We start from the raw sequence: 19,664 nt of genomic DNA on the forward strand, positions 1-19,664 counted from the left end.
ATCTGTTCGTCAATCTGCGAATTGAGCTTGGCTTCCATCGGGAACAGCGCGTTCATCACGTCACGCCAACCATCCCCGAAAGGAAACGCCATGAACCAGATCGACACCGTCCTCACCCTGATCGCCCGCAAGCACCTGGGCATCGACACCCTGCAAACCCGACACGCCGACAGCCTCGATTTCCACGACGTGGCGGTGTGGTGCCTCAAGGACGCGCTGGAAGCGGCCTTCAAAGCGGGCGTCGAACTCGGCGCATCGAGCCAGAAGGCCACGGAAGCGGATATCGCCGAGGACTGATTGGAAAGCAACGAAGCCAAGCAAAAAACGCTTGGCTTCACCGCCGAACAGCGCGTTCATCGCGTCACCCGATCAACCTCTGCGAAGGAGCAGACCATGACCACCACCACCCTGACCCCCGCCCAGCACGCCATCCTCGCCCACGCCATCCACCACACCGGCGGCAAGATCGAGTGGTTTCCCGAGCACATCAAAGGCGGTGCCCGCCAGAAAGTGCTCGACGGGATGTTCAACCGCGCCCTGATCACGCCCGATGGCGAGGGCTGGCGTGTCGCCGCCGAGGGCTACGACGCCTTGGGGCTGGCTCGCCCTGGCCTCGGCAACCAGCGCATCGGTCGATTCGAAGCCCGTCTCGACCGGATCATCGCCAACGCTGAAGCCGCACAAGCTGGGACGGGCGATCCTGAACTGGAGGCTGCGGTTGCGGCGGCAGAAGCCACCTGGGCCAAGCCGCGCACCCGGGCGAACAGCAAACAGGCCGAGGTGATCCGGATGCTGCAACGCCCCGAGGGCGCCACGGTCCGCCAGATTTGCGAGGCCACCGGCTGGCAGCCCCACACGGTGCGCGGCACCTTTGCCGGCGCCTTCAAAAAGAAGCTCGGTCTGAACCTCGTCTCCGAGAAGTCTCAGGGCGGCGAGCGGGTCTACCGCATCGCCTGAGCAGAAAGATCGAGAAAGAAGCCAAGCAGCGCTTGGCTTCTCAATCGAACAGCGCGTTCATAGAGCCATCGCAACGATCCACCGAACGGAGCCCACGATGACGACCCAGCAGACCATCCCCGTCACCCAGAACGCAGCCTGGGGCTTTTGGGGCACGATGAACGAGCACGCCAGCGCCGCATGGCCCCTGGCGATGACCGCGATCTCGGATGCCACCGGCCAGCCCCTCGAATCGGTTCGGGCCTTCCTCGACAGCCGCCACGGCCGCCACTTTGCCGACCACGTCCAGAACGGACTGTACGAAGGCAAGGCCCTGGCGGACGCGATCCACGCCGCCACCCGGCAATGGATGGCCTGGACCATCGGACGCCAGACCAGCAAGGACTACGGCATCCCGCGCGGCCTGCCTTACCTGACGGGCTTTGTGATTCACTGCGAGATCGTCGAGGAATCGCTGGCCGCGTGATCGAAGGCCACACCATCGGCTTCGCGGGTGGCCTGCCGGCCCGTCCAGTCCTGCCAGCGGCGTACGATCACATCGACGTACTTCGGATCGAGCTCGATCAGGCGCGCCGAGCGGCCTGACTTCTCGGCGGCGATCAAGGTCGTACCGGAACCACCGAAGGGGTCGAGCACCACATTGCCCGGGCGGCTCGAGTTGCGGATCGCCCGCTCGACCAGTTCGACCGGCTTCATCGTCGGGTGCAGGTCGTTCTTCTGCGGCTTCTTGATGTTCCAGACGTCGCCCTGGTCGCGGTCGCCGCACCAGTGGCGCTGTGCCCCCTCGGGCCAGCCGTAGAGGATGGGCTCGTACTGGCGCTGGTAGTCCGAGCGACCCAGCGTGAAGGTGTGCTTGGCCCAGATGATGAAGGTCGACCAGTGGCCGCCGGCGGCGCGGAAGGCTGACTGCAGCACGTCGAGCTCGCTGGAGGACATGGCCACGTAGATCGCGCCTTGGGTGTGGGCGATCAAGAGCGTCAGCGCATCCCGCAGGAAGTCGTGGAACCCGTCGCCCAGCGCGTCATTGAGGATCGGACGGTGCTTGCCGCGCAGCTTGTCTTTGGCCGAGTTGGCGTAGTTCACGTTGTAGGGCGGATCGGTGAAGACCATGTCCGCACGCTCGCCGTGCGGGAACAGGAGCGCGTAGGCCTCGGCGGTGGTGGCGTCCCCGCACACCAACCGATGGGGGCCGAGCAACCACACGTCGCCGGGCTGGGACACCGGTTCTTCAGGGGCCTCGGGCACCGCCTCGTCGTCGGTCTGGCCGCTGTGCTCGGGCTCGTCACCCGCCAGCAGATCGGCCAGCGCATCGGCGTCGAAGCCGGTAAGATCGAGATCGAAGCCTTCGAGTTGCAAGGCTTCGAGTTCGATGCGCAGCATCGCGTCGTCCCAACCGGCGTTCTCGGCGATGCGGTTGTCGGCGATCACCAAGGCGCGGCGCTGGGTGGGGGTGAGATGATCGAGCACGACCACCGGCACGACTTCCAGCCCGAGCTTCTGCGCGGCGGCCAGCCGTCCGTGGCCAGCGATGATGACGCCGTCGCTGCCTGCCAGGATCGGGTTGGTGAAACCGAACTCGGCGATGCTGGCGGCGATCTGCACCACCTGCTCCTCAGAGTGGGTGCGCGCGTTGCGGGCGTAAGGAATGAGTTTGGCGGTCGGCCAGTGCTCGATCTTGTCGGCCAGCCAGTTCATGCCACCCCCTCGGCTGGCTGGGTCGTGGCACGATCCGCCACCACCTGCTCGAAGGACTGACCGGTGGCCATCAAGCGCACCGGCACCCCGGGGTGGTTCTGCTGGAAGCGCCGGATGGCGACGTCCACGTACTCCGGCGCGATCTCCACGCTGCGGCAGCGGCGGCCCGTGCGCTCGGCGGCGAGCATCGTGCTGCCGCTGCCGCCGAAGGGCTCGAACACGAGGTCGCCCGCGTCGGTATAGGCCTCGATCACGAATTGGGGCAGCGCGACCGGGAACACAGCCGGGTGGTCGATCCCCTGGCCGATCTTGCCCTTGTGGCGCATCACGCGGATCACGCTGTCGGGGATGCGGCTGTCCTGCGTCGGTTGACCGGCATGCGTCCAGCCGCCGACTTCGCCGTCCTTGCCCCGCATTGCCGTGCTTGATCCATCGGCGCGAAGGTGCGATTCCTGGCCTGCGTGCTTGCAGGGCACGATCTTGTTGGGCTTGCGGCTCTCGCGGTTGAAGTGGAAAACGAACTCAAAGCTCGGCGCGAATCGACCCGCCCAGTCGCCGGGCATGCCCGGCCCCTGATCCCAGACGTACCACGCAAAGCGCCGCCATCCCTGTTGGCGCATCCAGGACAGCCAACCGTCCCAATACGGGATGACCTCGTTGTTTCTGTGGATCAGCCCCAGGTTGACCAACACCTGGCCATCGCCGGTCATCGGCAGGTGCGCGAACACGCCGCGCATCAATCCGTCCCAATCGGCGATGCCACCCGAGGTGTAGTCGCGCTGGTTCCCGTAGGGCGGCGAGGTGAAGCACAGACGAGCGGCATCGCCGTCCATCAGTGCCGCAACCACGGCCGGGTCGGCGGCGTCGCCGCAGATCAGGCGGTGCACGCCGATGGCCCAGACATCGCCGGGACGGGACACCGCCACGGCGGGGGCGTCGGGCACGTCGTCCGCTGCATCCTGTTCTTCTACATCGGATTCCGGGTCGGTACCGGCGTCGGTCACCTCACCCGTGAGCAGCGCCTCGATCTCGGCATCCTCGAACCCGGTCAAGGCCAGGTCGTAGCCGGCCTCGGACAGTTCCGCCAGTTCCAGCGCCAGCATCTCCTCGTCCCAACCGGCATTGAGCGCCAGGCGGTTGTCGGCGATCACGTAGGCGCGCTTCTGGGCCGGGGTGAGGTGGGCCAGTTCGATCACCGGCACCTCGTCCAGCCCAAGCTTGCGCGCCGCAGCCAGACGCCCGTGACCGGCGATGATCCCGTTGTTCCCATCGACCAGGATGGGGTTCGTCCAGCCGTACTCGACGATACTGGCCGCGATCTTGGCGATCTGCGCCTCGGAATGCGTGCGCGGATTGCGGGCGTAGGGAACCAGCGCCTCGACCCTGCGGTACTCGACGTTGAGCGTGTTCAAAGGGCAAGTCCAAAAGCAAAACCCGCCGAGCGCTGCCGCCGGGCGGGTTGGGTGAATGAGGATTCTGGCGGGGTGGTAACCGGGGCCGGTAACCTGGCCGGGTGGTAACCTGTTTTTGCGCCCTGACGCTAAACAAGCGCCGCGCTCGCGCCCCCCGCATGGCGGTTTCGGCAGGAAGGACCCGTTTTGCCTCGGGCCGCGCGCCGAACCGTCACCGCTGTCCAGAAGATAGCGGAAATACTACTCCCGACCGGGGTGGTTTGTTGCAGGGGCAAAAACCGCTGTAGGTATCCGATGGCAGCGCATAACAGCCTATCTGCGCTCATTCGCGTTCAAAGACGATACCGCGACGGTGCAATCGTTGAGCTGGTCAGCCACCGTCTGCAGCGCCCGCTGCCAGCGCCGCCACGCGGTGGTGCGGTCGCAGGCGAAGCGGATCGTGATGTCCCTCCAGCCGTAGCGCTTGGCCCGCATCCACACCAGGTGGCGCTGCTCGACCTCCAGCCACTGCACCCAGCGCATCGTCTCCAGCATCCGGTCGATGGCCTCGGGGCTCGGTGGAAAGGGGCGGTAGACCTTCTCGTCTGCTGCGAAAGCCTCCCACTCCTTGCGCACGAAGGCCGGCCAGGTGTTGAAGTAGCCCTGCACGCGCACCGGGGGCAGGCGCCGCCCGGTGTTTGCCGCCTCCTCGAAGCGCGCCGCCACGTCCTCAACCGTCCAGTCCTTGCGGGCCACGTCACACCTCCTGTCCCAGGTGGTGGTGGACAGCCCAGTACAGGAGGGCCAGCGCGTCAGCTTCGTTGTCGTCAGCTGGGGCATGGCCACGAGCACGAGCAGACGCAATGATCTCGTCTTTGCTGGCGTTTCCCTTGCCCGTGGCGTGCTTCTTGATCGTGCCCACCGGCACGCCCTGGTAAGGGATGCCGTGGTGCTCACACCAGGCGGTGAGCGTGGCCAGGAACCCGCCGTAGGCGTGCGCCGCATCGGTCGAGACGTGGCGGCGCACTTCCTCGAAATACAGCGCGCCGATGCCGTCCGCATGGCCCTTGAGTTCGGTGAGCCAGCGTTTGAAGCGCAGAAAGCGCATGCCGCCGCCTTCGAAGCGCTGCGGCCGGAAGCTCTCGCTGCCACTGGTGATCTGGCCGTCGCCGCTGCGCAGCGCCCAGCCGGTTTGGGAGCCCAGATCGAGGGCGAGGATGGTGGTGGTCATGGTGTCAGTCCTTATCCGGTGCGGATCTGACGCAGCTGACACGGACTATCGAAACCCTCCATGAGGCGCGCGCACGCACGCGCGCGTAGGAGTTACGACAAACTGCGTCAGCTGCGTCAGACCGGATGGTTTTCATGGGTTAGTCGTCCGCGTAAGGGGTGTAGGAAGCGGTCGGCGGGTGCTTGAGGCCAATGCCTTGAAACCCGCGCACGCCCATGCCGTTGCGCCATTTGTCGAACCCGCGCGTGATCAGCAGATCGGAGAAGCGTCGCTGTGCGCCGACAAACTCGCCCGCGGCTTCGGCCCACTGCCGCCAGTCGTTGAACAGCTCGGCAGTCAACGACTTGGCGTTGGGCTCGCGCACGCAGCGCTCATCGAGCCAGCGTCCCAGCGCGTCCTCGGCCTCGAAGTACTCCTCGGTGGCTTCCACCACGCAGCGCGGCGGATCGAGCCGCCCCAGCCTCTGCCAGGCGAGGCACCCTTCGACCGCCCAGGCCAGGATGCCGTCGCGCTCGGCCAGCAGCTTCTGCTGGAGATGCTTGTCGCGGCGCTCGGGCGGCACCGTGATCGTGAAGGGGATCAGGTGCAGTCGCCGCTTCATCGCCTCGTCAATGTTGCGAATCGCCGGTTTGTGGTTGCCCGCCACGAACAACTTGAACTGCGGGAAGAACTCGAAGAAGTCCTGCCGCATGAAGCGCGCCGAGATCTTGTCGCCGCCGGTGAGGCTCTTGACCTTGGACTCGGCCCAGCGCCGGCCCTGCTCGGTCTCGATCGCTGCCACAAAGCGCGCGCCGCGCAGGCCCGCCATATCGGTCGGGTGGCGGTCGCTGCGCGTTTCCATGAAGGTGTCCATCGGCGCACTGGTGGCGTAGTCGCCCAGGATGGTGGCCAGGGTGTTGACGAACACGCTCTTGCCGTTGGCTCCCGTGCCGTACAGGAAGAACAGCGCGTGCTCCTGCGTCGAGCCGGTCAGCGCATAGCCCGCCATGCGCTGCAGGTAGGCCTGCAACGCGGCATCCCCGCCGGTCACTTCGGCAAGGAACTGCCTCCACGTCGGGCAGTCGCCGCCCGGAGTGGCTGCGGTGATCTTGGTCATCCGGTCGGCACGGTCATGCGCGCGCATCCGTCCCGTCTTGAGGTCGACCACCCCGCCCGGCGTGTTGAGCAGCCAAGGGTCGGCGTCCCACTCGGCGGTGGTCGCGGCATGACGTCGATCCGAGCGGGCCAAGCGTTCCACCCCGCTCACGGTGCCGGAGGTGGCGAGCTTGGCGGCCACTTTGGGGTTGTCGGCGCGCACTGCCATCTGGCGGCACACACTGCGGATCAAGTCGGTGGCCGCCAGCGTCTCCTCGTGACGCCAGCGCCGCCCATCCCACACCAGCCAGCGCCCCCATGCCGCCACGTAGCGCCAGTCACGGTGATAGCGCCGGGTGAAGGCCAGTGCCAGCGCATCCTCCGTGCCCCACACCGACTCGTCGCTGCTGACCACCGGCTCGTCGGCATCGGCCACGTCGTGCATCTGCACGCGCGGGCCGTGGGTGAGGAAGGTGGCGACATCGAAGCCCTCGGCCACGGCGTCCGCCGCGTCCCAGCCCTCGGCGGCCTCCTCGGGCGGGTAGAGGATGTGGCAGGACTTCGCGCCCGCTGCCAGAACGGCCTGCGCCGCCTGCACCGCGTACTCCCAGCCCGGCTTGTCGCGGTCGGGCCAGATCAGCACCGCTTTGCCCGCCAGCGGCGACCAGTCGGTCTTGTCCACCGGGGCGTTGGCGCCGTGCATCGCGGTGGTGGCCACGAAGCCCGCGTCGATCAGCGCCTGCGCGCATTTCTCGCCTTCGACCAGCACGACCTGCGCGGCACTGATCATCCCGGGCTGGTTGTAGAGCGGGCGCGGCTCGGGCGGGGTCATCTTGCGGCGGCGCGCGTCCCAGGGCCGGAACTGCTTCTTCTGACCGGGCGGGTCGTAGCGGTAGACGACGGCGATCAGCCTGCCTGCCGCATCCAGGTAGTCCCACTTGGCGGTGGCGGGGCCGAGTTCATCGACCGGCATGCCCTTCTTGCTGGCCTTGCGTACTGGTGCGGAGCGCGAGCGTCCGAGCAGATCGGAAGCCTCGTCGAGCACACGCGGAAAGTCGCTCAGCACGTCGATACCGAGGTGCGCGGCGATCAGGTCGAAGATATCGCCACCATCGCCAGTGGCGCGATCCGTCCAGAGGCCAGCCTTCTCGCCGTCGAGCACGATCTCCAGGCTGTCGCCGGGGCTGCCCAGCACGTCGCCGATTAGGAACTTGCCACGACGTCTCTTGCCTGCTGGAAACAGCGTGGCCAGCACCGAGGAAAGGCCTGCAATCAGCCCGACCCGTAGTTCCTCGCGTTCCCTGTCATTAAGGACGCGCCGGGGTTCGACGGTTAATTGGGTGTCGTTGAAGTCAAGCATCGGCGGCACCTCCGATCACATCGGCGATGCCGGCCAGCTCCTGCGGGATGCGAGACTTGTGGCGCAACTTGCGCAAGGCCTTTGCTTCGATTTGACGGACGCGCTCGCGCGTGACTTCCATCTTCTCGGCGATCTCATCCAGCGAGGAATCAGAGAAAAAGCGCTCGCGAATCACGCTGGCTTCACGCGGCGTCAGCGAGTCAAGAGCATCCTGAATGATGCGGCTTGCCTGCGCATGGCTGGCCAGTCGCAAAGGATCGGCTGACGCCCCTCCACCGGCCAGTGCCTGCATGCTGTCTGCATCCAGATCGATGCTGGAATGATTCTTCGCCAGTGGCTGAAGTTGAGCGTCCGACCAAAGATCGGAGGGCGATGCGTTCAGGAAATCGCACAAGGCCCACGCGCATTCACGCAATAGCCCGTCCGGTGTCAATGGTGAGCGCGTGAGATTGATGTACGGCAATAATGCCCCGTAGTAGCTGATGCCGACGGCAGCTGCGAAAGGCGCGCCTGGCCTGTGGCCCGCACGCTCGATGGCACGCAGCAGACGGGCATTGCGTACGGAAATGCGAACACGGTAGTCACTCATGTGCGCCTCCTTGCGTGATTGCCCATGCGCTGAGCTCCGACATCCGGAAGCGAACCATCTGGCCTATCCGGTAGTGAGGAATGCGCTTCGAGACGCGGCACCGAGGCTTGGTGAAGTAATACAGCGGAAGATTGAGCAGACGGGCAACGTGGCGCGCCCCCATCATCGGTTCCGCCGCTGGTACTTGTGATTGGGGATGGTTCATGTCGTCCTCCAGCAGCGGTCTTGCCACGCACACATCCGGCATTCGAAGTGGGTCGGCTCATGGAAGGCGCGTGGCAGAAGCTCGCCTGCCTCAGTCGCCGTAATGACCTTCACCGCCCGGTCCGACATGCGCTGGGCAAGCGCCGCGTCAAAGGGCACGAGCTCGGTGTAGATCTCCATCGTGTCGGCGTTCAGCGCCGTGAAGATCGCCGGGTGCTCGTGCAGTTCGAGATAGGCCTGGTAGATCGCCACTTGCGCGGCGTAGATCGGCTTGGCCACGGCGAGCCGGTTTTTCTCCAGCTCGCGCCAGGACTTCGAGCCGAGGCACTTGTTTTCCCAGAGCGCGGGATAGGCGAAGCCCACTGGGCCACCGACGATGACGCCATCGATGTGACCCTGCAGACGGCCGTCGGCCACGGAAAAGCCGAACTGCTGGCCGTCGGCCTTGCGGGTACGCAGGTCGAAGCCCGCGTCCCGCAGCCACGCGACCATGCAGTCCTCCATGACGTGGCCGCGCTGGAAGATCCGCAACATCCGGCCTTCGGTGTCGCGGCCGGGGTCGACCGGTGCCTTGGCGTACTCGTACTGCAGCGCGCGCTCGCAAGCCACGCCGAGACGCGAGGCACCAAGGTACTGGCGTTCAGCCTGCCGGTCGCGCGCCTGTTGCATCGCGGCGTCGATCAGCGCCGTGACCTGCCCAGAGATGCTCGAGGAGGAATTGAAGTCGATCATGGCTTCTTCCCCTTCGGCTCGTCCCAAGGCAGGTCGTCCTCCAGATCTGCGAACGGATGGACGGCATCGGGGGCCAGCGGATCGGGCGTGGGCGGCAAGCCGCGCACCGGCGGGTACTTGCTCACCTCGTGGTGCGCGACCATCGCCTCCGTGTAGCGGGTCACGATGGCGTCGATCACCCGCAGCGCCTCGGCCTCGGAGTACTCGCCCAGCGGCTTGGCAAAGCCGATCTCGCCCGCCGCCTCGCCGAAGGCCTTGAGGCACTGCTTCATCGCGGCCAGCTCGACATCAGACGGATCGATCATGGCGACCCCCTTGATGTCGGTGTGTCCTTCCCGTACCCGCAGCCAGTTGCCGTACAGCGCGTGGAACGCCTCCTGGCAACGCCGCGAGCAGAACACCCAGTCGATGGGATAGCGCCGGGGATCGCCGACTCCGTGCCGGTTGTCGGTGTGGCCGTAGCCCCGGGCCTGTCGTTTGCAGATCCAGCATTTCACGCCACCTCCTCGAGTTCATCGAGCAGCAGGCCCAACTGCAGGGCAGCGCCCGCAAAGGCGGCTTCGCAGCGGCGCTTGAAGTCGGGGTAGCTCGTCGAGCTGCGCGCAATCGCGGTGACCGCGTGAATCTGCGATTCCAGATGCGCGAGCCCCTGATCGGACAGCCACTGGTGGTGCTTTTGCGAGATGCCCTTGCGGTTGCGAATCTCGCCCAGCAAGTCCTCCGGGAGCACCGGCCCATAGACCCAGCGCAGCGTGATCTGACCGACAACGTGCGGAGGGTTCTGGTCGTGCCCCTGGTACTTCCAGCCGAACAAGCGGTAGATGGCGCGGTAGTAGTCTGGGTGGAAGCGGCGCTCCCACGAGGCGCAGGACTGGCGCAGCAGCTTGGAGATCAACTCCTGCAGCGCGTCGGGGGCGCGGTGGTACTGATAGCCGGTGGCCTCGTCGATGAGCGCGACCTCGCCGGTGGTGGCCAGCGCCCGCATGATCTTCATGCAGTTGGGCACGATGCCCTGGCGGGCCTTGTGCAACGTACCGTTGATGGCGGCGTTGACGACCGCCGATGCGACGTCGGCAATGATTCCGGCGGGAAAGAACTGCGCCTGCCGCCCCGATGGCAGCAAAATCGGCCCAGATGATTTCTCCAATAACGACAATGAGTTAGGCGCGATTTCGGCGAGAAAGCGGGCAAAACGGCCACCCTTGTGCGATTCGTGGAAGCCGAGAAGCTTGGCCAGTTCTTTGCGGACGTAGCCGCGCTCACCGGTGGTGAGCACGACCGCCTCGCAGCCGAGATCGCCGAAATGCACAACGCCGTAGTGGCTGGCAGTGAGCATGGATGCGTTCATGGTCGCCCCCCCTCACTGCGCCCAGGACGGTTTGCCCGTCACCGACGCTCGCTGCGGGGCCGGGGCCGCATAGGTGGGCGCAGCCTGCACCGGAGCGCCGGAAGTGCCACCACCGGAAGTCTTGGGCGGCACGCCCATCAACTTGGCGTAGTCGGGGTGGTCGGGTTCGACCGCGATCCTGACCACGTTGCGGTCCTGGCCCTTGGCATCCTTCTCGATGTCCACGCGGGCGATGAACTCCAGACCATCCAGTTCGTGGAACCCCTGGATGCGGCGCGCGGCGGCGGCCTGCGGGCTGTTGTCCTGCGGGTGAACATTGCGGGCGCTGTTGAGGGCCGCGCGGATGAAGCTGCGCCCCATCTGGCCCCAGGTGGGGCCCTTCTTGGAGTAGAGGCCGATGTTCGACCACATCTTGCGCTTCGCGTACTCGCCCGAGGTGACCACGAATTCGGCGGCGAGATAGATGGAACCGGTCTCGAAGGACTCGGTGGCGTAGCCGCCGCCCCAGCCCTGCGACGGGTCGTCGTAGCCACCGGGCTTGAGGGTCATGCGCACCGGGACGACGGTGCCCCTGGGAATCAGATCGAAGCCGGATTGCTGGGCTTCGGCATCGTTGAAGTCAGTCCATGCGGTCATTGCGATTACTCCTGGGATTCGATGTGTTCGGGGGGGACGGCGCTGGCAGGCGCGACGGTTGCGCCTGCGCACTTGGCGATCAGCGCGCCGAGATGTGGTGGCTCCAGCAGGTCGAGGCGACCGCTGCGGTCTTTGGCCGGAAAGCCGTAGGGATTGACGGTGTGGGTGACGAAAGCGCGGTAGCTACTGCCGTCCTCGGCCTTGATCTCAGCCAGCGTCACGACCTCGTCGACGATGCCGGGCAGCTCCAGACTGGTCTTGCTGCCCTCGATCTGCGGCACGAACACCTTGCGGTTGTAGTCATCAAGGCGCTCGTCGAGGATCGCCACGAACACCACGTTCTTGCCCCTAGCGTGCTGCAGGTGGGTCAGCGCGCTGATCATTTCCTGGCCGAGCAGGCCATAGGCCGCACGCAGGTCGGACTTGCCGGATCGCTCGCTGACGGCACCCGGCTGCGTCTTGCACCACGCGAAGCACTGGCGGGACAACTGGGTGATCGAGTCGAGGAAGAAGGTCTGGTAGCGGTCGAGTTGCGCCGGGTCGCCAAACTTCTCGACGACGTGGTCGTAGTGCGCCTGCGAGAACGCAGCCTCCGACGGCAGCGACTTGTCCGGACCCGCGAGGAACACGAAGAAGTCGCGGGTCTCCGGCCAGGAGGCTGGGCGGATGGTGTCGCCCGGCCAGTCGGCTACGGCCAGGTCGCCCGCCTCGATGTCTAGGAACAGCGTGGTCGCCGGGTCGAGGTCTTTAAGCCGCGTGGTCTTGCCGATGCCGGACTTACCCAGCATCAGCAGCTTGACGCCCTTGCGCTCGGCCATCCGCTCGATGGCGGACACGATGGGGAGCTTTTTGCTGGTGGCTTCGCCACCTTTCGCCTGCGGCTCACGAAACTGCGCTGCGCTTGTTTTCATGCCGCACCCCCATCGAGCGTCAGGGTGATGCTCGGCTTGCCTTCCTCGACCGTGCGGGCGGCAGCGAACTGCTGCTGCAGGGCCGAGGGCCAGTTGGTGTAGCGCGACTCAGACACCGACAACTTGACGTCGATGTAATCCTCGACCTTGTCGCCCGAAGCGACGATGCGCTCGGCCATCTCCTTGAGGATGCCCTGATTCCAGGTCACCTTCTTGGGAAGCTCGTACTTGATGTGCAGCGCACCGTCCCTGACATGGACAGTGCCGAAGTCGCGGCCAGAGTCGCGCAGTGCAGAACGGGCCTGCTCGCCGTAACGCTGGAGCTTGGCGGCATCCAGCTTGGTGCGCAGTTGTTTGAGGTAAGCGACGGCCTCGTCGACATTGCGCTCGGCAGCGACGAAATCGCTGATCGGTAGCGCCGCCAGCTGGGCAGTGCTCATGGCCGCGAGGTCGGCGGGGTAGAGAGTCAGTTCTTTCATGACTGACCTCCTTTCACCGGCACACGTTCGGATGTGGAGGCGTAAACGTGGCGTTTCTCGTAATCGAGCACCCCGTTCTCGCCCTCGAGGGGGTAAGCCACCTTCTTCGAGAACTTGACGAAAAAGGGACCTTTTCCCATGCCGCGCCAGCGGGTGAGGGTCTTGGGGGACATGCCCCAGCGGTTGGCGAGCTCGACCTCGCTCAAGAACCGCCGTTGGGATAGCGCCGTGGTTTCAGGGGTAGGCGTCGAACTGAAGCCGACGCCGGAATTGAGGCCCGGTGTGCCACCGGAGCCTCCAGCTAATGCCATGGAATAGGCCATTGCCGTGCTCCTTCCCGTTCAGGGATTAGGGCGCGACCGGTGGCCAATCCTGTACTGGCCGTTGATGACCGATGCACGCCTTCATCGGGGAAGGCGCTACATCCGGCGTAGCAACAGCTACATTTGGCGTAGCGGAAAATTTTTTTGTTGGTTCCTCCGCTACCCGAGGGACGCGATCAAGCGGCGTTGCTCATCCCAGTCCAAAGGCACCTTGGCCCGCAGCAGGGCTTCCAAGGACACCGCCCGGGGCAGCCGTCCTTCGTAGGCGGCCTGGATGATGTCGGGGGCGAGAAGCGCCAGCCGCAGCAGATCGTTGACGGTGGAACGGTGGATGCGCTCCCGTTCGGCGATCTCGGTGCCGCTGGCCACTGTTCCGTTGTCGATCAGCTGCTGCCAGTAGATGCCACGTCCCAGTGCCTTGAGCAGAGGGCGATCCTGTTCGGGGGAAAGCACCGGGGTATCGGTAACGGCGACAGGCTGGCTGACGCCTTCCGGTGCGACGATCACCTTCTTGACGCCGCGCTTCTTGAAATGAAATGGCACGAAAGTCGTGATCCGGACACCGCCGCCTTCCAGCGGGTGGTGGCGCTCGTGGGGTTTGCCATCGCTGACCAGCTTCTTGGACGAGCGGTTCATGGGACAAGCTCCATTTCCAGCATTTCGCCCCCAATGCTGTTCGCCTGCAACTCACCGGCCAGATCCCGCCATCCCGACTCACGCCAGACGATGTCGATGCCATCGGAGAGGAGCTGGACACGCTCAATCAGCAGGTTGACCAGCCGCACCTGTTCAGCGGGGAACAACTGCTTCCAGACCTCGCCGAGGCGGCGCATGGCCAGCACGGTGGTTGGCTCGTCGATCTCCGGGTAGTTGATGCGCACCGTGTTCCAGACCCCTTGGATGCTTTCGGGCGACTGGAGCGCGCCCACCAGCAGGTTCACCACCACTTCCTCGATCTGGTCGGCCGGGATCATCCCGGTGGCGCTGCTGCGGTAGCCGTAGCGGCTGTCCGCCTTAGGGATGTAGTAGCGGTACTTCTTGCCCGAGGGCTTCTTGCTGTAGGTGATGTGGTACTTGCCACCATCAGGGCCGTACATCAGTCCGCGCAACAACGCATCGGTCTTGTGCCGGGTTTGGGTCTTGCCCATGCGCTGGTGAGCATCCTCGGCGAGGATGGCTTGCACGCGATCCCAAAGCTGGCGGGTGATGATCGGCTCGTGCTGTCCAGCAAACACCTCCCCTTTATGGCGGATCTCGCCAACGTAGATTGGATTGCGCAGTACCTTAGAGATGTACTTCTTGTCCATTGGCGTGCCGTTGCGCACGCGGCCATCCTTCAGGCGGTTGGGCTTGGTAGTGATTCCCTCCAGGGCCATCTCGCGGACGATATCCGTGATGGAGCGTGTCTCAGTGAAGCGCGTGAAAATGCGTCGGATGGTTTCGGCATCCCTCTCCTCGATGACCAGCTTGCGGTCTTTGACCTCGTAGCCCAGCGGGGTGTAACCGCCCATCCACAGGCCCTTGCGCTTGCTGGCGGCGATTTTGTCGCGGATGCGCTCGCCGGTGACTTCACGCTCAAACTGCGCGAAGGACAGCAGGATGTTCAACATCAGCCGTCCCATCGACGTGGTGGTGTTGAATTGCTGGGTAACCGAAACGAACGACACCTTGTGGCGCTCGAACACCTCCACCAGCTTGGCGAAGTCGGTGAGGCTGCGTGTCAGGCGGTCGATCTTGTAGACGATCACGATGTCAATTTGGTCGGCAATGATGTCGGCCATCAGTCGCTTCAAGGCCGGGCGCTCCATGTTGCCTCCCGAGTAGCCGCCGTCGTCGTAGTCGTCGGCCACCGGCAACCAGCCCTCGGCACGCTGGCTCACGATGTAGGCTTGGCCCGCTTCGCGCTGGGCGTCGAGGGAATTGAAGGATTGGTCGAGGCGCTCGTCCGTGGACACGCGGGTGTAGACGGCGCAGCGTTTCTTGGTCACGACAGTGCTCACTTGGTGCCTCGCTTCTGCTTGTTCTTGTTGTTCTTGGTGATTCCGAAAAACAGCGGCCCTGACCACTGCGTGCCGGTGATGTGGCGGGCGACGCCCGACAAGCTCTTGAAGCGACGGCCTTCGTATTCAAAAGTGCCGTCCGCCTGCGCGGTAACGCGGTGTTCGCGGTTGTCGAATTCCCGTACCAAAACGGTTCCGGGAACGACCTGGACTTCGACGCCACGCTGCGTCTTGATGTTGGATTGAGCTTCGCCGATCCGTGCCAGTTGCGTCTTCACGAGCAGGGTGGTACCCAGCGCCTCCTCCTGCATCTTGTAGGCGACGCGGCCTTCGACATAGGCCCGGTTATGGTGCGGTGGTCGCTGCGGGAAATACTTGTCCCAAAGCGCCCACAAGTCTTTCATGGACAGCTTTGGCAAATTGGCGATTTGCACCGCCAGGGACGGTGGTGTCTTTGGTACGTTCACTTGAAAACTCCTTCTGTAGAGGGGTTTGTATGAACGCGCTCGGGTGCCGAGAAGCCAAGTGGAATATCGCTGTCTTGCGGACGCGTGGAATGCAAGCGTGCGATGGCGGCCGCGATGATTTCTGCGGCCTCGCGTGCCCGTTGCCGCGGCGACATCAATTCAGGGAGTGTTGGTTCGACGGTCATTTCGGTAGCCATTAAAGTTGTCAGACCGTTACGAAGAATATGCACGCAGGGCGGTCGGGGTATCCCGTTTCAGCGTGCATCAGATGGGGAGAGCGAAATTTCGAGGAGATTTTTCTGGGCGACATTGATCGCCTTGACGGCTTGCAGTGCCAGCGCGGAGACCATCATGGGCAGAGTGGTTGGCGTGGCCGACGGCGACACGGTCACCGTCCTCGATGCGGATGGGACACAGCACAAGATCCGGGTGGCGGGGATCGATGCGCCTGAGAAGAAGCAGCCGTTCGGACAGCGATCCAAGGCGTCGATGTCCAACCTCGTGTTCGGCAAAGACGTCGTCGTGATGGGCAGCAAGCGCGACCGCTACGGGCGGCTTGTTGGCAAGGTACTGGTCGCCGACTCCTCCTGTACCGCACGCACCTGTCCGAAGACACTGGATGCCGGGCTGGCACAGATCACAACCGGGATGGCTTGGTGGTACCGCCAGTACGCACGGGAGCAGTCCGCCGAGGATGCCGGTACCTACGAGCTCGCGGAGCAGGATGCACGCGACCGCCACGTCGGGCTGTGGCGTGATGCTGCTCCGATCCCCCCTTGGGAGTGGCGTCGCGCCACGCACCCGCAGTCAGGCCAGAGATTTCCGCGTTGGGTCGCCTCCATTGACCTGATTTTTGTCAGGTCATATATTATGCAAATCGGCAAGGAGCAATGCCATGAGCAAGCGAAAGACCGAGGGCATTACTGAGCCGCAGACCAGAACGCTGAGGGCGATTTGCCAAATCTTCGACAGCACAGGCCTGCCGCCCACCGTCAAGGAATTGGCCGAGGTGCTGGGCATCAGCCACGCCAGCGCTCACGAACAAATCGCGCAGCTGGTACGCAAGGGGTACTTGAGAAAAGAGGAAAAAAAGGCCCGGAGTATCGTGATCGTGAAACGGCACGAGTGATCGCGATGCTTTGATCTGAACAAAGGGAGTCCTGGATGGGGCACGTTCGGCTCGGAGTACTGCCAAGAACGAAGGCGTGGAAGGAGGTCGTCGGTCTGATCGCCGCCGGCGCAAACGTCTCCCAAATTGCGAATGCCACCATCACGGCGGCCGAAAAGGCCTTCTCTTTCGTGATGAACGATGTGGGTTACACCGAGGCCGTCTGGCTGATGACCCAGATGGCGATTGCCGCCAAGAAGCCCGACATCCACCAGCACCTCGCTGCTGCGGGCATCCATCTTCCCACTGATCCCTCGCTCGTCGATGTGACCACGGCAATCACCGAAGCGCTGGATCGGCGCGTGGAAGGCACCGGCAAGCGCTCCGATCTCGGCATGCTCGCCAACCGGGCCATCGTTGGCGCCGTCAACGATGTACTGGCCCCCAAGCTCCATTCACTGTTTTCTTCCGACCCGGACACGATGCGGGCGGCCCTGGCGGATTTGGGCAAGCCCCGTGAGTTCGGTGAATTCTCCAGGCATTTCTTCGCCCGGCTTGCCAACGAGGGACTGCAGTATTTCTTGAGCAAAGTCATCAACACGCAGCTCGGCGAGGGGATGCGTTTTGCAACGATGAATCAGGCGGCCGAGTTCAACCTCGCGCTGCAAACCCACACCCGGGAGGCATCGCTCATCGTCGAGCAGTTTTCGAGTGAATGGTTTTCCAAGCACCGTTATCACGAAGGCGGTGACATCTCCAGAAAGTCATCGGACGGGTTCGCGGGCTACGCGCTGAAAAAGATGAGGGATGAGTTGAAGGTGGGAGCGAGTAGCGGCGATGCAAGATAAGCGATACATCCTTTGCGGCAACGTATCCGCCAAGGGCATCAGTGAAGACCCCGCACGCGACCTGCGCTTGCGGCTCTCGGGCAGGGCCGGGTTCGGGAACATCACCCTGCGGATCGAAGACGTTCATACCAAAATGTTTCGTGGCGTGCCGCCACTGTTTCACGACCTGCTGGAGATCGCCACCTATGTCTATAGCGCCGATCAGGCGGTCAGACGCGGCGCGGACGATGTCGATACCTTTGGCAATGGCTGGCGGCGCGACCTGCACTTTGTGGTGCCGGTGCGTAACCCTGACTTCTGGAACAGGCGGGACGTACGAGAGGCGCTGTGCTCGACGCTTGGGTTCCTGTCCGACGACCAGTACCAGTTCGACTTCGTCAGGCTCGACCAAGATCATCAGTTCCAGGAGTACCTTGAGTTCAACGACACCCAGCAGATGTACGGGATGCCGGAGCAAGTGGTCATGTTCTCCGGAGGGCTGGACTCCCTGGCCGGTGCCATTGATGAGGTTGTGAATCAGAGGAGGCGCGTGGTCCTGGTCACTCACAAGTCGACCTCCAAGCTCAACAAGCGACACCGTGTTCTCGAAGAGATGCTGGCCGCGAAATCAGGCGACAACGTGCCGCACCGCATTACCGTTCGCGTCCACAAGACCAAAGGACTGAACCACGAGTACACCCAGCGCAGCCGGTCGTTCCTGTACGTCTCCATCGGCGCGACGATTGCGAGGATGCTGGGCCTCAAGAGTGTGCGCTTCTACGAGAACGGCGTGATCAGTCTGAACCTCCCGGTATGCGCACAGGTGGTGGGCGGTCGAGCCACGCGCACAACGCACCCCAGGGTGATGAAAGGCTTTCAGGACATCATCACCCTGGTGGCCGGCGAACCCTTCATCGTCGAGAACCCGTACATCTGGAAAACCAAGGCCGATGTGGTCAAGGTCATCACCAACGCGGGTTGCCATGATCTGATCAAACATTCGATGACCTGCACGCACACCTGGGAGATGAGCAACCAGCACACCCATTGCGGCGGCTGCTCGCAGTGCATCGATCGGCGTTTCGCCGTCCTCGCCGCCAAAGCCGATCAGCACGATCCGGTGGAGCACTACAAGGTCGACGTGTTCACCCAGAGCAGGAAGAAGGACGAGGATAAGATCATGGCGGCCGCTTATCTGGAGCGGGCCAACCAGGTGAAGAACCTGACAGGCGTGGCCGACTTCATCAGCAGCTATCCCGATGTCGGTCGCGTGCTCAAGTACCTGAACACCAGCGCCGGGCAGGCCGCGCAGCGGGTGTTCGACCTCTACAAGCGGCACGCCGAGGAGGTAACCGGTGCTGTCGACGAACTCGGGCGGCGTTACTTCACCCAGATCCGGGAACGGTCTTTGCCCGGCGACTGCTTGCTGCGAACGGTCTACGAGTCCGCTTCGGTGAATTCGATCCCCGCCGTGGTGTCGGTCGAGAAACAGCCGGAGAACTTCTTCCGCAAGCGCGGGGCAGTCTGGGAAGTGCGATTCCAGGGCCGCAACACCATCTGCCTGCTCAACGTCGACAAGGGCGCGGAGTACATCAACCTCCTGCTGGCGTTTCCCGAACGGGAACTGTCGGTTTACGAAATCGCCTGCGGAAGCGCCGCCAATGCCGTCGATCTGCCTACCAATAGCGGGGTTGCGCCTGAAGAGATCGAGGATGGCTTTCAGGTCGTCACCGGCGCACCGCTGACCGACGCGGGCGATGTTGCAGATCGGCGTGCCCTCCGCGAGTGGCAGCAACGTGCCCGCGAACTCCTCGGCGAGATCGGAGAGGCGCGCGACTCCGGAGACCACGCGCGAGTCGAGGAGATCGAAGAGGAGATGGCCTTCCTGACCAAAGCGCTGGAGGGAGGAAAGGGACTCGGCGGGCGGCAACGCAAGGCCGGAGACAAGCGCAAGAACGTCCGGGACGCCTTTCGCAATGCCGTCGACCGAGCCATCAAACAGATCGAGAAGTACGACAAACCCTTGGCGGAGCACCTGAAAGCCAGCATCAAGCACGGAAACGAGGTCGTCTACCGGCCCGGGATGCCGATCACCTGGGAGGTCCGGCCCATCGTAAACACATAGGCCAGTTCCGGGGCCGGGTCGCCTGCGTGAACGCGGTTTCCGTGACGAACAAGCAGCCGAAAATCCCCGCCGTTGCTGGCGAGAGCGCGGCGGCGTCCTTCGCAGAAACAGAGAATAGACGGGAACAGAGAACGGAATACGGCCTGAAACCGGACCGCGCGGGGCAGCGGCGTCCTTCGCAGCAAGGCCGGAACCCGCGCCAATACT

At 64.1% G+C, this 19,664-nt stretch carries 25 protein-coding genes; 7 read left to right on the forward strand and 18 right to left on the reverse strand.

Going from position 1 to position 19,664, the window contains the following annotated elements; all coding sequences use genetic code 11:
- The first annotated feature begins 90 nt into the window (after nucleotides 1–90).
- The 3 genes from DFR43_RS09215 to DFR43_RS09225 all read left to right on the forward strand — a co-directional run bounded on the left by DFR43_RS09215 (nucleotide 91) and on the right by DFR43_RS09225 (nucleotide 1,423).
- On the forward strand, nucleotides 91–297 hold the full coding sequence (locus DFR43_RS09215; RefSeq protein ID WP_133597941.1) for a DUF6900 domain-containing protein: 207 nt from the start codon (nucleotides 91–93) through the stop codon (nucleotides 295–297).
- A 96-nt stretch (nucleotides 298–393) separates the two neighbouring features.
- Nucleotides 394–957, forward strand: a complete 564-nt coding sequence (locus tag DFR43_RS09220) for a DUF3489 domain-containing protein (RefSeq protein ID WP_133597943.1) — start codon at nucleotides 394–396, stop codon at nucleotides 955–957.
- Between the two features lie 97 nt (nucleotides 958–1,054).
- Nucleotides 1,055–1,423, forward strand: a complete 369-nt coding sequence (locus tag DFR43_RS09225; RefSeq protein WP_133597945.1) for a hypothetical protein — start codon at nucleotides 1,055–1,057, stop codon at nucleotides 1,421–1,423.
- Here DFR43_RS09225 and DFR43_RS09230 read toward each other — a convergent pair.
- From DFR43_RS09230 to DFR43_RS09315, 18 genes are all read right to left on the reverse strand, one after another.
- Nucleotides 1,387–2,652, reverse strand: a complete 1,266-nt coding sequence (locus DFR43_RS09230; RefSeq protein WP_133597947.1) for a site-specific DNA-methyltransferase — start codon at nucleotides 2,650–2,652, stop codon at nucleotides 1,387–1,389. The two genes, DFR43_RS09225 and DFR43_RS09230, sit on opposite strands and share 37 nt — an antisense overlap.
- Nucleotides 2,649–4,064 (reverse strand): site-specific DNA-methyltransferase, encoded by a 1,416-nt coding sequence (locus DFR43_RS09235; RefSeq protein ID WP_133597950.1) that lies wholly within the window; start codon nucleotides 4,062–4,064, stop codon nucleotides 2,649–2,651. The genes DFR43_RS09230 and DFR43_RS09235 overlap by 4 nt, the downstream gene beginning before the upstream one ends.
- 312 nt (nucleotides 4,065–4,376) lie before the next feature.
- A complete protein-coding gene (locus tag DFR43_RS09240) occupies nucleotides 4,377–4,799 on the reverse strand; it encodes a DUF6362 family protein (protein ID WP_009518273.1) in 423 nt (140 codons plus the stop codon).
- A 1-nt stretch (nucleotide 4,800) separates the two neighbouring features.
- A complete protein-coding gene (locus DFR43_RS09245) occupies nucleotides 4,801–5,274 on the reverse strand; it encodes a crossover junction endodeoxyribonuclease RuvC (RefSeq protein ID WP_009518275.1) in 474 nt (157 codons plus the stop codon).
- 139 nt (nucleotides 5,275–5,413) lie between these two features.
- Nucleotides 5,414–7,708 carry a phage/plasmid primase, P4 family gene (locus DFR43_RS09250; RefSeq protein ID WP_009518277.1) on the reverse strand — a complete coding sequence of 765 codons (2,295 nt, stop codon included), beginning with the start codon at nucleotides 7,706–7,708 and terminating at the stop codon, nucleotides 5,414–5,416.
- A complete protein-coding gene (locus DFR43_RS13950) occupies nucleotides 7,701–8,297 on the reverse strand; it encodes a sigma-70 family RNA polymerase sigma factor (RefSeq protein ID WP_009518279.1) in 597 nt (198 codons plus the stop codon). Before DFR43_RS13950 ends, DFR43_RS09250 begins: the two co-directional genes overlap by 8 nt.
- Complete coding sequence (locus DFR43_RS09260; protein ID WP_133597952.1) at nucleotides 8,290–8,502, reverse strand: helix-turn-helix domain-containing protein; 213 nt, start codon at nucleotides 8,500–8,502, stop codon at nucleotides 8,290–8,292. Before DFR43_RS09260 ends, DFR43_RS13950 begins: the two co-directional genes overlap by 8 nt.
- Entirely contained in the window at nucleotides 8,499–9,233 is a 735-nt protein-coding gene (locus tag DFR43_RS09265; RefSeq protein WP_009518281.1) for an isoleucyl-tRNA synthetase, read from the reverse strand. The genes DFR43_RS09260 and DFR43_RS09265 overlap by 4 nt, the downstream gene beginning before the upstream one ends.
- Nucleotides 9,230–9,730 (reverse strand): DUF6511 domain-containing protein, encoded by a 501-nt coding sequence (locus tag DFR43_RS09270; protein WP_009518283.1) that lies wholly within the window; start codon nucleotides 9,728–9,730, stop codon nucleotides 9,230–9,232. The genes DFR43_RS09265 and DFR43_RS09270 overlap by 4 nt, the downstream gene beginning before the upstream one ends.
- A complete protein-coding gene (locus tag DFR43_RS09275) occupies nucleotides 9,727–10,581 on the reverse strand; it encodes a P63C domain-containing protein (RefSeq protein ID WP_009518285.1) in 855 nt (284 codons plus the stop codon). The genes DFR43_RS09270 and DFR43_RS09275 overlap by 4 nt, the downstream gene beginning before the upstream one ends.
- 12 nt (nucleotides 10,582–10,593) lie before the next feature.
- The gene (locus DFR43_RS09280) at nucleotides 10,594–11,217 is read right to left on the reverse strand and encodes a hypothetical protein (protein ID WP_009518287.1); all 624 of its coding nucleotides are present in this window, start codon (nucleotides 11,215–11,217) and stop codon (nucleotides 10,594–10,596) included.
- Nucleotides 11,218–11,222: 5 nt separating this feature from the next.
- Nucleotides 11,223–12,035 (reverse strand): ATP-binding protein, encoded by an 813-nt coding sequence (locus DFR43_RS09285; RefSeq protein ID WP_133598071.1) that lies wholly within the window; start codon nucleotides 12,033–12,035, stop codon nucleotides 11,223–11,225.
- Between the two features lie 89 nt (nucleotides 12,036–12,124).
- Entirely contained in the window at nucleotides 12,125–12,607 is a 483-nt protein-coding gene (locus DFR43_RS09290) for a hypothetical protein (RefSeq protein ID WP_009518293.1), read from the reverse strand.
- A complete protein-coding gene (locus DFR43_RS09295; protein WP_009518295.1) occupies nucleotides 12,604–12,930 on the reverse strand; it encodes a helix-turn-helix transcriptional regulator in 327 nt (108 codons plus the stop codon). Before DFR43_RS09295 ends, DFR43_RS09290 begins: the two co-directional genes overlap by 4 nt.
- Nucleotides 12,931–13,089: 159 nt before the next feature.
- On the reverse strand, nucleotides 13,090–13,566 hold the full coding sequence (locus DFR43_RS09300) for a hypothetical protein (protein ID WP_009518297.1): 477 nt from the start codon (nucleotides 13,564–13,566) through the stop codon (nucleotides 13,090–13,092).
- Nucleotides 13,563–14,930: a recombinase family protein gene (locus DFR43_RS09305; protein ID WP_009518299.1), complete on the reverse strand. Its 1,368-nt coding sequence runs from the start codon at nucleotides 14,928–14,930 to the stop codon at nucleotides 13,563–13,565. The genes DFR43_RS09300 and DFR43_RS09305 overlap by 4 nt, the downstream gene beginning before the upstream one ends.
- Complete coding sequence (locus tag DFR43_RS09310; RefSeq protein ID WP_009518300.1) at nucleotides 14,927–15,397, reverse strand: DUF2924 domain-containing protein; 471 nt, start codon at nucleotides 15,395–15,397, stop codon at nucleotides 14,927–14,929. The genes DFR43_RS09305 and DFR43_RS09310 overlap by 4 nt, the downstream gene beginning before the upstream one ends.
- Nucleotides 15,394–15,582, reverse strand: a complete 189-nt coding sequence (locus tag DFR43_RS09315) for a hypothetical protein (protein ID WP_133597954.1) — start codon at nucleotides 15,580–15,582, stop codon at nucleotides 15,394–15,396. The genes DFR43_RS09310 and DFR43_RS09315 overlap by 4 nt, the downstream gene beginning before the upstream one ends.
- Nucleotides 15,583–15,748: 166 nt before the next feature.
- Here DFR43_RS09315 and DFR43_RS09320 point away from each other — a divergent pair, with 166 nt between their 5' ends.
- The 4 genes from DFR43_RS09320 to DFR43_RS09335 are packed head-to-tail and all read left to right on the forward strand — an operon-like array spanning nucleotide 15,749 to nucleotide 19,457.
- Complete coding sequence (locus tag DFR43_RS09320) at nucleotides 15,749–16,324, forward strand: thermonuclease family protein (RefSeq protein WP_009518301.1); 576 nt, start codon at nucleotides 15,749–15,751, stop codon at nucleotides 16,322–16,324.
- Nucleotides 16,293–16,526, forward strand: a complete 234-nt coding sequence (locus tag DFR43_RS09325) for a LexA family protein (RefSeq protein ID WP_133597956.1) — start codon at nucleotides 16,293–16,295, stop codon at nucleotides 16,524–16,526. Before DFR43_RS09320 ends, DFR43_RS09325 begins: the two co-directional genes overlap by 32 nt.
- Nucleotides 16,527–16,561: 35 nt before the next feature.
- Nucleotides 16,562–17,353 carry a hypothetical protein gene (locus DFR43_RS09330; protein WP_133597958.1) on the forward strand — a complete coding sequence of 264 codons (792 nt, stop codon included), beginning with the start codon at nucleotides 16,562–16,564 and terminating at the stop codon, nucleotides 17,351–17,353.
- Nucleotides 17,343–19,457, forward strand: coding sequence for a 7-cyano-7-deazaguanine synthase (locus DFR43_RS09335; protein WP_133597960.1), 2,115 nt, complete (start codon nucleotides 17,343–17,345; stop codon nucleotides 19,455–19,457). Before DFR43_RS09330 ends, DFR43_RS09335 begins: the two co-directional genes overlap by 11 nt.
- Nucleotides 19,458–19,664 lie beyond the last annotated feature (207 nt).

It is taken from the genome of Tepidicella xavieri (assembly GCF_004363315.1).
GTDB classification, from domain to species: Bacteria; Pseudomonadota; Gammaproteobacteria; order Burkholderiales; family Burkholderiaceae_C; genus Tepidicella; species Tepidicella xavieri.

Excerpts from the sequence above, each read along its gene's own strand:
- DFR43_RS09260 (WP_133597952.1), bottom strand. The coding sequence starts at position 8,502 with ATGAACCATCCCCAATCACAAGTACCAGCGGCGGAACCGATGATGGGG.
- DFR43_RS09245 (WP_009518275.1), bottom strand. The coding sequence starts at position 5,274 with ATGACCACCACCATCCTCGCCCTCGATCTGGGCTCCCAAACCGGCTGG.
- DFR43_RS09325 (WP_133597956.1), top strand. The coding sequence starts at position 16,293 with ATGAGCAAGCGAAAGACCGAGGGCATTACTGAGCCGCAGACCAGAACG.
- DFR43_RS09315 (WP_133597954.1), bottom strand. The coding sequence starts at position 15,582 with ATGACCGTCGAACCAACACTCCCTGAATTGATGTCGCCGCGGCAACGG.
- DFR43_RS09290 (WP_009518293.1), bottom strand. The coding sequence starts at position 12,607 with ATGAAAGAACTGACTCTCTACCCCGCCGACCTCGCGGCCATGAGCACT.
- DFR43_RS09295 (WP_009518295.1), bottom strand. The coding sequence starts at position 12,930 with ATGGCCTATTCCATGGCATTAGCTGGAGGCTCCGGTGGCACACCGGGC.
- DFR43_RS09215 (WP_133597941.1), top strand. The coding sequence starts at position 91 with ATGAACCAGATCGACACCGTCCTCACCCTGATCGCCCGCAAGCACCTG.
- DFR43_RS09265 (WP_009518281.1), bottom strand. The coding sequence starts at position 9,233 with ATGATCGACTTCAATTCCTCCTCGAGCATCTCTGGGCAGGTCACGGCG.
- DFR43_RS09280 (WP_009518287.1), bottom strand. The coding sequence starts at position 11,217 with ATGACCGCATGGACTGACTTCAACGATGCCGAAGCCCAGCAATCCGGC.
- DFR43_RS09230 (WP_133597947.1), bottom strand. The coding sequence starts at position 2,652 with ATGAACTGGCTGGCCGACAAGATCGAGCACTGGCCGACCGCCAAACTC.
- DFR43_RS09275 (WP_009518285.1), bottom strand. The coding sequence starts at position 10,581 with ATGAACGCATCCATGCTCACTGCCAGCCACTACGGCGTTGTGCATTTC.
- DFR43_RS13950 (WP_009518279.1), bottom strand. The coding sequence starts at position 8,297 with ATGAGTGACTACCGTGTTCGCATTTCCGTACGCAATGCCCGTCTGCTG.
- DFR43_RS09320 (WP_009518301.1), top strand. The coding sequence starts at position 15,749 with ATGGGCAGAGTGGTTGGCGTGGCCGACGGCGACACGGTCACCGTCCTC.
- DFR43_RS09300 (WP_009518297.1), bottom strand. The coding sequence starts at position 13,566 with ATGAACCGCTCGTCCAAGAAGCTGGTCAGCGATGGCAAACCCCACGAG.
- DFR43_RS09330 (WP_133597958.1), top strand. The coding sequence starts at position 16,562 with ATGGGGCACGTTCGGCTCGGAGTACTGCCAAGAACGAAGGCGTGGAAG.
- DFR43_RS09250 (WP_009518277.1), bottom strand. The coding sequence starts at position 7,708 with ATGCTTGACTTCAACGACACCCAATTAACCGTCGAACCCCGGCGCGTC.
- DFR43_RS09225 (WP_133597945.1), top strand. The coding sequence starts at position 1,055 with ATGACGACCCAGCAGACCATCCCCGTCACCCAGAACGCAGCCTGGGGC.
- DFR43_RS09335 (WP_133597960.1), top strand. The coding sequence starts at position 17,343 with ATGCAAGATAAGCGATACATCCTTTGCGGCAACGTATCCGCCAAGGGC.
- DFR43_RS09285 (WP_133598071.1), bottom strand. The coding sequence starts at position 12,035 with ATGGCCGAGCGCAAGGGCGTCAAGCTGCTGATGCTGGGTAAGTCCGGC.
- DFR43_RS09220 (WP_133597943.1), top strand. The coding sequence starts at position 394 with ATGACCACCACCACCCTGACCCCCGCCCAGCACGCCATCCTCGCCCAC.